This is a genomic window from Vagococcus luciliae (assembly GCF_024637875.1).
Classification (GTDB): Bacteria; Bacillota; Bacilli; order Lactobacillales; family Vagococcaceae; genus Vagococcus; species Vagococcus luciliae.
In genome coordinates this window covers 1,117,437-1,128,298 of sequence record NZ_CP102451.1, presented here as the reverse complement: position 1 = coordinate 1,128,298, position 10,862 = coordinate 1,117,437, and the positions used below count along the sequence as shown (strand labels likewise).

12 protein-coding genes and 1 riboswitch are annotated in these 10,862 nt (G+C 30.9%); of the genes, 5 read left to right on the top strand and 7 right to left on the bottom strand.

Going from position 1 to position 10,862, the window contains the following annotated elements; genetic code table 11:
* Nucleotides 1–186 precede the first annotated feature (186 nt).
* Both G314FT_RS05575 and G314FT_RS05570 read left to right on the top strand, forming a co-directional pair.
* Nucleotides 187–2,340 carry an ATP-dependent Clp protease ATP-binding subunit gene (locus G314FT_RS05575; protein ID WP_257699333.1) on the top strand — a complete coding sequence of 718 codons (2,154 nt, stop codon included), beginning with the start codon at nucleotides 187–189 and terminating at the stop codon, nucleotides 2,338–2,340.
* Nucleotides 2,341–2,457: 117 nt separating this feature from the next.
* A complete protein-coding gene (locus G314FT_RS05570; RefSeq protein ID WP_257699331.1) occupies nucleotides 2,458–2,766 on the top strand; it encodes a DUF1827 family protein in 309 nt (102 codons plus the stop codon).
* 53 nt (nucleotides 2,767–2,819) lie between these two features.
* On the opposite strand, the gene G314FT_RS05565 is transcribed toward G314FT_RS05570, so the two are convergent.
* The 5 genes from G314FT_RS05565 to G314FT_RS05545 form a co-directional block, all read right to left on the bottom strand.
* Nucleotides 2,820–3,101: a hypothetical protein gene (locus G314FT_RS05565; protein WP_257699329.1), complete on the bottom strand. Its 282-nt coding sequence runs from the start codon at nucleotides 3,099–3,101 to the stop codon at nucleotides 2,820–2,822.
* The gene (locus tag G314FT_RS05560; RefSeq protein WP_257699327.1) at nucleotides 3,091–4,236 is read right to left on the bottom strand and encodes a DUF4179 domain-containing protein; all 1,146 of its coding nucleotides are present in this window, start codon (nucleotides 4,234–4,236) and stop codon (nucleotides 3,091–3,093) included. Before G314FT_RS05560 ends, G314FT_RS05565 begins: the two co-directional genes overlap by 11 nt.
* Nucleotides 4,233–4,781, bottom strand: coding sequence for an RNA polymerase sigma factor (locus tag G314FT_RS05555; RefSeq protein WP_257699325.1), 549 nt, complete (start codon nucleotides 4,779–4,781; stop codon nucleotides 4,233–4,235). The genes G314FT_RS05560 and G314FT_RS05555 overlap by 4 nt, the downstream gene beginning before the upstream one ends.
* Before the next feature lie 102 nt (nucleotides 4,782–4,883).
* A complete protein-coding gene (gene wecB / locus G314FT_RS05550; protein WP_257702520.1) occupies nucleotides 4,884–5,969 on the bottom strand; it encodes a non-hydrolyzing UDP-N-acetylglucosamine 2-epimerase in 1,086 nt (361 codons plus the stop codon).
* A 29-nt stretch (nucleotides 5,970–5,998) separates the two neighbouring features.
* A complete protein-coding gene (locus G314FT_RS05545; protein WP_257699323.1) occupies nucleotides 5,999–6,559 on the bottom strand; it encodes a DUF3885 domain-containing protein in 561 nt (186 codons plus the stop codon).
* Between the two features lie 118 nt (nucleotides 6,560–6,677).
* Nucleotides 6,678–6,781, top strand: a riboswitch (guanidine-I (ykkC/yxkD leader).
* 56 nt (nucleotides 6,782–6,837) lie between these two features.
* Here G314FT_RS05545 and G314FT_RS05540 point away from each other — a divergent pair.
* From G314FT_RS05540 to G314FT_RS05530, 3 genes are all read left to right on the top strand, one after another.
* Nucleotides 6,838–7,176, top strand: a complete 339-nt coding sequence (locus tag G314FT_RS05540; protein WP_257699320.1) for a DMT family transporter — start codon at nucleotides 6,838–6,840, stop codon at nucleotides 7,174–7,176.
* Nucleotide 7,177: 1 nt separating this feature from the next.
* A complete protein-coding gene (locus G314FT_RS05535) occupies nucleotides 7,178–7,492 on the top strand; it encodes a DMT family transporter (protein WP_257699318.1) in 315 nt (104 codons plus the stop codon).
* A gap of 336 nt (nucleotides 7,493–7,828) precedes the next feature.
* A complete protein-coding gene (locus tag G314FT_RS05530) occupies nucleotides 7,829–8,875 on the top strand; it encodes a YncE family protein (protein ID WP_257699316.1) in 1,047 nt (348 codons plus the stop codon).
* A gap of 48 nt (nucleotides 8,876–8,923) precedes the next feature.
* Here G314FT_RS05530 and G314FT_RS05525 read toward each other — a convergent pair whose 3' ends face one another.
* Nucleotides 8,924–10,321 (bottom strand): hypothetical protein, encoded by a 1,398-nt coding sequence (locus tag G314FT_RS05525; RefSeq protein ID WP_257699314.1) that lies wholly within the window; start codon nucleotides 10,319–10,321, stop codon nucleotides 8,924–8,926.
* Nucleotides 10,308–10,847: a sigma-70 family RNA polymerase sigma factor gene (locus G314FT_RS05520; protein WP_257699313.1), complete on the bottom strand. Its 540-nt coding sequence runs from the start codon at nucleotides 10,845–10,847 to the stop codon at nucleotides 10,308–10,310. The genes G314FT_RS05525 and G314FT_RS05520 overlap by 14 nt, the downstream gene beginning before the upstream one ends.
* Between the last annotated feature and the right edge of the window lie 15 nt (nucleotides 10,848–10,862).

Below are 10,862 nucleotides of genomic sequence, written 5' to 3'. Positions count from 1 at the left end.
TCTTTATTTTAAACTTTTTTATTAAAAAACGTTTTTTATAAAAATAAACATCACGATTTTTTCATTTTTTATCTAAAAAAGTTAAGCATAATTTTTGCTTCTTACAATTAAAACTTATATAATAAAAATAGGTCAAAACAGGTCAAACCTTTTTGGCAGTATCATTTGATAAAGGAGGATTTGCCTATGCTTTGTAAAAATTGTAAAAAAAATGATGCAACTATCCATTTGCACGCTACACTTAATGGAGAGCAACAACAAATAGATCTATGTCAACAATGTTATCGTGACTTAAAATCCCAAGAAGATCAAATGAACAGAGAAAAATTTGCTCAAGATCCTTATGGCTTTGGTCAACTTAATGACTTTTTTAAACAATTGGCACAACAATCAATGAAACAACAACCAACTATGAAATCCCAACAAGGTGGTGGAGGAAATTCTTCTATCCTTGCAGAATACGGGGAAAACTTAACACAACTTGCGCGTGAGGGAAAAATTGATCCCGTTATCGGGCGTGATGATGAAATAAAACGCGTCATAGAAATATTAAATAGACGAACAAAAAATAATCCTGTATTAATTGGAGAGCCTGGTGTTGGTAAAACAGCAGTCGTTGAAGGATTAGCATTAAGTATTATTAGTGGTGATGTTCCAAGTAAATTAGAAAATAAAGAGGTTATTCGACTTGACGTTGTCTCTCTCGTACAAGGTACCGGTATTAGAGGTCAATTTGAAGAACGTATGAAACAACTGATTACAGAATTAAAATCACAAAAAAATATTATTTTATTTATTGATGAAATCCATGAAATCGTTGGAGCAGGATCAGTTAGTGATGGTTCAATGGATGCTGGAAATATCCTAAAACCTGCTTTAGCTAGAGGGGAATTACAATTAGTTGGAGCAACAACCTTTAATGAATATCGAATCATTGAAAAAGATGCTGCTCTTGAGAGACGTTTGCAACCTGTTACAGTAGATGAGCCTACTATTGACGAGACTATCCATATTTTAAAAGGAATTCAAGAAAAATATGAACAATATCATCATGTAAAATACACAGAAGAAGCTATTGAAGGAGCAGTTCATTTGTCAAATCGTTTTATACAGGACAGACATTTACCTGATAAAGCAATTGATTTGCTCGATGAAACTGGTTCTAAGAAGAATTTAACCATTCCTTCAATCGATCCTAAAATACTTGATTCAAGAATTGCAAGAGCTGAGGCTAATAAACAGATTGCTTCGGAAGAAGAAGATTTTGAAAAAGCAGCCTACTACAGAGATCAAATAAAAAAATTAGAAGAATTAAAAATCCATCAAGTCTCTGAAGATAGTATGCCTGTTGTTACGATTGCTGATATGGAGCAAACTGTAGAAGTGATGACAGGTATTCCAGTAGGTAAATTAAAAGAAACCGAGCAGCAGCAGATGAAACACTTAGCCAGTGACTTGAAAAAACATGTCATCGGACAAGATGAGGCTATTGATAAAGTATCACGTGCTATTAGAAGAAATCGTATTGGTCTAGGTAATAAAAATCGACCAATTGGATCATTCCTTTTTGTCGGTCCAACTGGTGTCGGTAAAACAGAATTAGCTAAACAACTTGCTAAAGAACTATTTGGACATGAAACAAATATGGTTCGTTTTGATATGAGTGAATACATGGAAAAACACAGTGTATCAAAATTAATTGGTTCACCACCTGGATATGTTGGTTACAACGAAGCTGGTCAACTAACCGAAAGAGTGAGAAGAAATCCTTATAGCTTGATTCTATTAGATGAGGTAGAAAAGGCTCATCCTGATGTTTTACATCTCTTTTTACAAATACTAGAAGATGGCCGTTTAACAGATGCTCAAGGTAGAACTGTCAGCTTTAAAGACACTCTCATTATTATGACAAGTAACGCTGGAACACAACATGTTGAAGCAAGTGTTGGCTTTGGTGCTATAAAAGAAGGTACGACTCAATCAGTCCTAAATCAATTAACCCATTACTTTAAGCCAGAATTTCTAAACCGATTTGATGGCATTGTCGAATTTAAACCATTGAGTAAAGAAAATCTGTTGTCTATTGTGTCCTTAATGCTTGATGAAATAAACATAAAATTACAAGAACAAGGTATCAATATTGAAACAACCGAAGAAACAAAAGAAAAACTAGTTGAGCTTGGATATGATGCTAATATGGGGGCAAGACCACTAAGACGTACCATTCAAGAGTATATTGAAGATGGAATTGCTGATTGCTATTTAGATAATCCTCATGCAAAAAAATTATCTGCTGATTTAGTGGATGATACTATTACAATAACTGAACAAATTAAATAATAAATTTTTTAAGGAGAAAAATCTTCCTATTATATAGGAGGGTTTTCTCCTTAATTTTTAATCAGTGTGGTATAATTAATCTATAGAAAAGGATACAACTAAATTGGGGTGATATTAATGAAATTGATTGACGTTACAAACAGTTATGCTACTTTGGTTTCTAAACAATTGGAAAACACAGATGCTAGATTTGTCAGTGTCTATTCATTAGGTAAAACATTAGTGATTCACAGTACAGCAAACACTCATATCGATGTTGTTTTAGTTAATAAGACACGTGATATTAAAGATTTAGAACTAAATGCTGTATTAGAAGAACTATTACATACCACAATGGATAATCCAGAGTTAGAAATCATTCGAACACACGGTGTTGTAGAAGTTGAAATTCCTGTCAAACCGAAAAAAACAAAAAAAATTAGTTAAATAAAGCCATTCCTATGCTTTAATTGTCGTTTGCACAGGAATGGTTTTATTTTTTATTTTACTTTAAGTGTTTGACCATTTATAACAATTGAGTCAATATCACTTAATTGAGTGTAGTCATACATCAGAGAAACTTGGCTTTCCACATTTTCAATATAAATATTATCACTTCCATCTTTCGTTACATCAATGACCTTACCATCTTTTTTCACTAGTTTCACATCTAAAGTCAACTCTTGCATTTTTTCTGCAGAATAATCTTTTACATCAAAGTTTAAAGATAAACCTGATAGGTTGATATTAGATAATGCTACATTATCTTTTTTAAGTGTCATATCTTTTAATGCTTTTTTTTTCTATTTCTTTTGGTTCTTTTAATTTTATCGCCCAATTACCAGAAACAACTGTCTGATTTTTTCCAACCTCTACTGTTAAATCATAATTTTGTAGATCTGATTCTTTTATATCAAAAACAAATTCCTCATAATCACTTCGTCCTGTTTCATTATTATGGGTTTCATTACTATAAACTGAATAACTTGCGACAGAAGATATCACGTTTTTACTATCTTTTGACTGTAATTCTAAAAATAAATAACTAAACTCTGCCGTATTTGGATATTTTGCTAATACATGTAATAGACCATCTTTATATGCCATGTTTTCAACAAATACATCTTCATTCGGAATTAACCCGATAGATAACCCATTGTCAGGTAAGTACTCAGAATTTAATTCCTCAAGAGTTTTATTCACCTTTTTCAACGCGTCTTCATCATATCCTCCCCCATACCCTTTCTCTCCATCATATTTTTTCCATTTAACATCTGTTACTAATTTTTTTTGCCAATCAATCGCAACAGTATTTTTCATCTCCTTACGATGTGAGACAAAACGTTTCAACATAAACCCTGTATCCTTATGTTCTTCCCATGATACAGAACTTACTAATAACGTCGCTGTCTTTGTTTTTTCATCATAATTAATGACACGGGTGTTTCCACCATTTAACATTGACCAATCCTCAATACTTGTATCTTCTGATAATCTATCTCCTGTTAAATCTTTTAATTCCATTAAAACATAGGTAGTATTACCATCTTTGAAGGTATTTTTTGCTGTTAATCTCAATCCTTGATCTTCTACTGAATAATTAAGTTTTTCTGCCTCTACTAATATCTTATCTGCTTCTGTACCAAAAACTTTGGTATAAGCTGCTTTTATCGTATCTAACTGCGTATAACCAACCATTAAACTAAGCACCGCCACTGCCCCAAGGATAGCTGCCCATTTTTTCTTTTTAGGTTTTAATGGTTTGATTTTTTCTGTTTCTTTGTTAATGTTTTCAAACACTGTTTGTTTGATTTTTTCTTTCGAATCGTGTGGCATCTCTTGATTCATTTGTGCTAACAACTCATCTAACTGCTCATCTGTTAATTCTTCAAATGGTTCTTTTTGGTATTTATTCATCCGATTTCTCCTCCTAATTCTTTAAACTGTTTTTGTAGTTGTTTCTTACCTTGATACAATTTATTATCAATTAGTTTTGAGTCATAACCTGTTTTTTCCTGAATCTCCTTTGGTTTCATTTCATAGAAATAACGTTTAATAATAATTTCACGCATAGGTTCTCCAAGTGTCATAATTGCTTGATAAAAAGTTTGCCAATCCATATTACTTTCCTCTTTTGTTAATGTGGCTGTGATACTATCATCTAACTCTACTGTCACATCTTTAGCTACTTGTTTCAGTTTATTTAATGCCATACTTCGTGTCATCATACATAGATACGTTTTTAACGTGCCTTTACTTGGATCAAACCCCTTTGGATTTTTCCACAATCTAATAAATACATCACTGACTAATTCCTCAATGTCTTGAATCCCCATTCCTTGCTGATGATTTAAATATTTTGAACCAACTGCCCACAATAGCTTCGTGCATGTATCCATCAACTGACTCAATGCTTCTTCATCTTTATTAAGCAAGCTAGTCAGGTATTCTTCATCTGTCATGTTATCTCCTCCTTTTGTTTCTCACTTACAGTACAATGATTTTTCTTAAATTCCTTAAACGCATAAAAAAAGTTCTAGAGAAATCTCTAAAACTTTTGTTTGTTATAGTTTATTCTTTAAGACACTTACAATTTGTTGTGAAGCTGTCCCATCACCATACGGATTGCTCGCAGTCGACATTTTTACATAAGTCTCTTCATTTGTTAGTAAGTCATCCAGTGCTTCATAAATGACCTCTTCTTTTGTCCCAACTAATCTTAATGTCCCTGCTTTTATTCCCTCAGGTCTTTCTGTTGTGTCACGCATGACTAATACAGGTTTACCAAGCGATGGGGCTTCTTCTTGTATTCCACCACTATCGGTTATAATCAAATAACTTTTAGCAAGTAAATTATGAAAATCAATCACATCCATTGGCGGAATTAATTTGATTCGGTTTGTCTGACCAAATATTTCTTTTGCAAGGGTTTGAATGGATGGATTCATATGAATTGGATACACCACTTTAACGTCTTCGTGTTTATCGACCACTCGTTTGATGGCTTGAAACATTTCTTTCATTGGCTTTCCTTGATTTTCTCGTCTATGAGCTGTCAATACAATCAAGCGACTATTACCAATCCAATCTAAAATGTCACTTGTGTATTCTTCTTTAACAGTTGTTTTCAATGCATCAATTGCCGTGTTACCAGTGACAAATATAGTGTCTTCTTTTTTCCCTTCCTTAAGCAACGTTTCCTTTGCTTGATTGGTTGGCGCAAAATCAACTGATGACATCAAACTAATTGATTGTCTATTAAACTCTTCAGGAAATGGAGAAAAAATATTATGCGTTCTAAGTCCTGCTTCGACATGCCCAACAGGAATTTGTAAATAAAATGATGCTAAAGATGATGCATAAGATGTGCTCGTATCACCATGAACCAATACCATATCAGGTTTTTCTTTTAACAATATTGGTTTAATTTTTTCTAAAATATTTGTTGTCACATCAAATAAATCTTGTTGTGATTTCATAATATTCAAATCATATTGAGGTACCACATTAAACACACTCAATACTTGATCCAGCATTTCTCTATGTTGTCCTGTCACACAGACGACCGTTTCAAAATCATCCTGTTTTTCTAATTCATTAACAAGTGGGCACATTTTTATGGCTTCTGGCCGTGTGCCAAACACTAACATTACTTTTTTCTTCAATTTTAGTCACCTCGTTATTTGATTAATTGCTCGATTCTTTTCTTATCATGACTATATAAGTCATAACCCCTATCATCATATATATGTATCATCGTGTCACTTGTCGGGCTAATGATGTATATTTCAGGCATTTCAAAAGAATTCTTTATTTTAAACTGTGGTTTTCTATCTGGAAAATCTTGATTAATCAGACTAAGGATTAGTTGTTTCCATTTTATATTGTTACAAGTCGTTTCTACTTTCAATTGATGGACAACTTTAGTTACACCGTATTCTATATAGCTACATGTTTGTTCAGATAACTTTATTTTATTAACATGCTTGATACATTTATGCATGATTTTATCGACTCTTTTTTTACTATTTATCGGATACTTATTAATCAGAAGAATCACTTTATCGTCTTCAGATAACAAATCCAATAGAATACGTTTCAATTTTGTATATATTAAGAAAAACATGTCTTCGTTATAAGAGCCATCATCTAAAAACTGATACATATCAGGATGTAAATAAACTGATGTATGATAAGAAAACAGATTCTCTAAGGACTCCGATGTTAAATATTTTGTCATAAAGGTCTCCTTTTTAATCCATATTACCATGAATGAAGGAAACAAACGATACATTCTATTACTTTAACCTTAGTTGACGAGTGATTCATAGTTTGATAAAATGACAAACAATTACATATTTTAAGTTTTCTAGGGTTCCGTAATACACTTGTATTAGACTGGTCCAAGAGAAAACTCATAGATAATTTATCTATGTCACGGAAGGACAAAAGCCTGGGAGATACTGTTTTTTTACAGTGTCTTTCAGGCTTTTTTATTTTTAGTTAGGAGGAAAGAAAATGAAAAAAGAATGGTTAAAGGTCGTAACAGCCGCAATGTTAGAAATATTTTGGGTCATTGGGTTAACTCACTCAACAACTCTTTTTCAGTGGGGATTGACTATCTTACTCATTATTATCAGTAATGGGTTGATGATTTCAGCAACTTCTAAACTACCTACTGGAACAGTTTATGCTGTATTTGTCGGACTTGGAACAGTAGGAATTGTTTTATCAGACGCTCTATTTTTCGGAGCAACACTAAATTGGCTAAAATTATTACTTATTTTATTATTGGTTAGTGGTGTTGTTGGTCTAAAACTTTTAACGCCAGAAAAAAACGTTACGGAGGAAAAATAAAATGGATTGGATAATATTGATTGTCGCAGGGATATTTGAAATGTTTGGTGTCGCAATGATTAATCGCTTGTCAATAAAACGAACTTTTTCGACTATTTTACTAATGATTATAGGGTTTAGTTTTAGTTTTTTCTTACTCAGTCTTTCATTAAAAACCATTCCCATGGGAACTGGTTATGCTATTTGGACAGGTATTGGTGTTATTGGGAGTACCTTTATAGGGATGATTTATTTTAACGAATCAAAAAATTGGAAACGATTATTGTGTATCTTAGTCATTCTATTATCGGCAATCGGATTAAAAATAATTGGATAAGACAAATAAAAAAACTATCCAAAAATGATGTAGCAAACATTTTTCAATCGTACAATTTATTACCTTACCTGTCTGTCTTAGATAAAGTTTTAACTGATATGTACATTTAAACTCAAGTAGATAATAAAAAAGAGTATGCTTTAGAACACTTAAATGATGTTGCCAAAAAATGTGATGCTATCTATGAACTTAAACATAAACAATGTGAATTAGTAAAATAAAACTAAAAGGACTGTTAATCAATCCAGTCCTTTTTATTTACCTATAAAAAATACATTGTGTTTCAAATATCTATCCGTTATGCTAAAAATATCATATAAAAAAGGACGATATTTAATGAAGAAACTATCCTTAACTATCCTAACGATTGCATTATTTTTTGTTAGTGCTTGCCAATCTTCTTCTAAAGAATCTGAACAAAAAGATGTCGCTAAACAAGCCGAAGAGTTAAAAGAAAACTATACAGATTTTTATAACTTAAGTTATTTTCCTGACATATCAAATGGTGATACCTATCCTGTACCTGGGCTCAATGAAACGATTGTTCCATTACTTGATGAACCTGGTAAAAAAAGTGTCAGTAAGTCTATGGATCCCCAAGGTGTGACGATTTCAGAGGATTATTTATTAATTTCATCTTATAGTCATGATGATACCCACCATTCTGTTGTCTATGTTCTAGATAAAAACACTCACAAATACATTAAAACCATTATTTTAAAAGGTCACCCCCATGTAGGAGGCATTACCTATGATCCTATTGCAAAAAATATTTGGGTATGTTCTTCAACAGATTCTAATAAAGCTGAACTCGTGGCCTTTTCAATGGATAAATTAAAAGCATACAACATGGAAGAACATTATGAACCCATTGTCTATGACCAAGAAATCACATTAGATGGTATTAAACGTTCATCTTACGTCACTTATCACGATAAAGCCCTTTATGTTGGTTATTTCTCAATTGATCATAAAGCCATTTTAGAAAAATATTTATTTAATGGAAAAGGTGTATTTGATACAACATTAAAAGGAAAAAAAGAATTAATAGATGACGATAAATCTTTAAATCCTGAAGAAAAAATGCACGTAGGAACCCAAATTCAAGGGATTACTTTTTACAAAGACTATATGCTATTATCTCGTTCTTATGGTGACGATAACTCAAAAATACTAGTTTATAAACTAGGTGATGGGGATCTTTTTCTAGAAAAAGATGCTATTAATATGATTGAAGCACCACCCTACTTAGAACAAATTTCTGTATCAGATGGAAAACTTTACACTATTTTTGAATCTGGTACGCAACGTTTCAGAGATAAAAAAGGACTGACTGTCGTGAATTATGTCGTGCCACTTGATTTGGAGAAGATGTTAGAATAATATAAACTTCCTTCAATTAATTAAAATTTTTTGAAGGAAGTTGTTTTTTTACTGTCCAATGTCTATCCATTCTAATCCTTTAGCATCCAACTTTTCAATATCATCATAGTACAAAACTGGTAAAAACATCTTACTTGGTTGTGTACTGTCAACAAAATAACCTAATTTTATTGCTCTTTTTTCTCCAGGTTTAATATCTGGCATTTTATAAAAACTTTTTCCTTCACCATGTCTATCTAAATAATCTACTTCTCCTGAATATGGAGTGAAATCAACTTCTTCTTTAGCAACACTCAACCCTTTTTTACTATCTTCTAAAAGATACAGTCTATTTTGAAAATATAAGTCTTTAATAGTTTTTTTACTTTTATTTTCTATAGTAACTGTCAAATAAACAAATTTAGTTTTTACTTTCCTTTCTCCTACTACTTCATCAAGTGTTTGTATGCCATCTCCTTTTTTGATTATTTTTTGATTAAATGGCAATAATTCACCATCATTTGCTATTAACTGTTTGTCTTTAAGCTGTTCATATGAATTACTATTAAAATTATTTTTATCTAATAATTTTATATTATCCATAACAGTGGCACTTTTAACGGTAAATAAAACCTCTTGCGTGTCATAAACTTTAGTATTTACTGCATCACCTATCTTATGGATATTAGAACTATTTTTAGGTAAATAGTAATTTTTTTCTGGTTGTTTACCTTTGAATAAGTCTTTACTTAAAATACCATAATGAGTAGCATCCTTTTCATTGGTTTCTCCTAAAGATACTTTTTCTAACATTTTTTTCCATTCTGATTCCTTAACATCATTTGAAATATAGGCTTGTAAAACATAACCTTCCTTCTCAAAAAATAGATAAACAATCGTATCAAATTGAATATCTCCTGAATTCATCATATTTTTTTTAATGACAATACTAGGATGATGATTAATCGTTAATTCCTTATAGTCTTTTGTATAAAGTTCTTTAAAATCATCTTTCCCAGATAATTGCCATAAAACAAAACTAATTCCTCCACTATCTAAATTGCCTTTATAACTAAATTTATTTGAATCCCCATCTTCTATCATATCAATTGGAATATAATCAAATTTTAGTTTATAAAAATGATCATGATTATATTTCTTATTATCATATAAAGAGAGATTTAATTCATAATTATTTTTAGTTACTATCCATTGATAAATTTCTTTTGAAGCATAAATAGTTGTTGGAATCAAAACTATTGATATAATGGCTATCATCAACACACGTTTTAATCCAAATTTGGTTTTTGATTTTTTTGTTGACACCTTTTTTAAAAAATTTTGTTTATTTGATTGATAGGTTGAAGAAAAATGATGTATCTCTTGTTCTTTATCAAACTCTTCTTCAGCTATTCTATTTGCTACTTCTTCTAATATCTCCTGTTCATGTTTTTCATTCTTTTCCATAATGAATCCCTCCAATCACTTTTTTCACTATATTTTTAGCCCTCTCAAATTGTTTTCGTACGGTTGCTTCTTTTGAATCCATTATTTTTGCTATCTCTTTATTTGATAATCCATAATAAACTCTATACAAAAAAACATGAAGATATGGTTCTTTTAATTGCTTACTAATATCTAGTATTTCCTGTTCAGATATCATTTTATCTACATAATCATTCACATTATTATCTTCTTCATTGTTATTTTTTTTAGTTTTATAAGTTTCAAGATATTTTATCCGAGTATTGTTTTTACGATACAAATCAATCGATTTATTCTTTGTTGTTTTGATAATAAATTTTTTTAAATGTAGATCATTAAATTTTTTTATACTTTCAAAATCTGAATATAATTGTTCAAAAACCTCTTGAGTAATGTCTTCTGCTTGCTCTTTATTATTCAATATAGATAAAGCTTGATAAAATATTTTCTGTTCATATATATCATATACATACTCAAAAAATTCTTTATCTGTCCTGTGATTTTTCATGATAAACTCCTTCCA

Bases quoted from the DNA above. Each gene is read 5' to 3' on its own strand.
- G314FT_RS05575 (WP_257699333.1), top strand. From the start codon at position 187: ATGCTTTGTAAAAATTGTAAAAAAAATGATGCAACTATCCATTTGCAC.
- G314FT_RS05570 (WP_257699331.1), top strand. From the start codon at position 2,458: ATGAAATTGATTGACGTTACAAACAGTTATGCTACTTTGGTTTCTAAA.
- G314FT_RS05565 (WP_257699329.1), bottom strand. From the start codon at position 3,101: ATGACACTTAAAAAAGATAATGTAGCATTATCTAATATCAACCTATCA.
- G314FT_RS05560 (WP_257699327.1), bottom strand. From the start codon at position 4,236: ATGAATAAATACCAAAAAGAACCATTTGAAGAATTAACAGATGAGCAG.
- G314FT_RS05555 (WP_257699325.1), bottom strand. From the start codon at position 4,781: ATGACAGATGAAGAATACCTGACTAGCTTGCTTAATAAAGATGAAGAA.
- wecB (WP_257702520.1), bottom strand. From the start codon at position 5,969: ATGTTAGTGTTTGGCACACGGCCAGAAGCCATAAAAATGTGCCCACTT.
- G314FT_RS05545 (WP_257699323.1), bottom strand. From the start codon at position 6,559: ATGACAAAATATTTAACATCGGAGTCCTTAGAGAATCTGTTTTCTTAT.
- G314FT_RS05540 (WP_257699320.1), top strand. From the start codon at position 6,838: ATGAAAAAAGAATGGTTAAAGGTCGTAACAGCCGCAATGTTAGAAATA.
- G314FT_RS05535 (WP_257699318.1), top strand. From the start codon at position 7,178: ATGGATTGGATAATATTGATTGTCGCAGGGATATTTGAAATGTTTGGT.
- G314FT_RS05530 (WP_257699316.1), top strand. From the start codon at position 7,829: ATGAAGAAACTATCCTTAACTATCCTAACGATTGCATTATTTTTTGTT.
- G314FT_RS05525 (WP_257699314.1), bottom strand. From the start codon at position 10,321: ATGGAAAAGAATGAAAAACATGAACAGGAGATATTAGAAGAAGTAGCA.
- G314FT_RS05520 (WP_257699313.1), bottom strand. From the start codon at position 10,847: ATGAAAAATCACAGGACAGATAAAGAATTTTTTGAGTATGTATATGAT.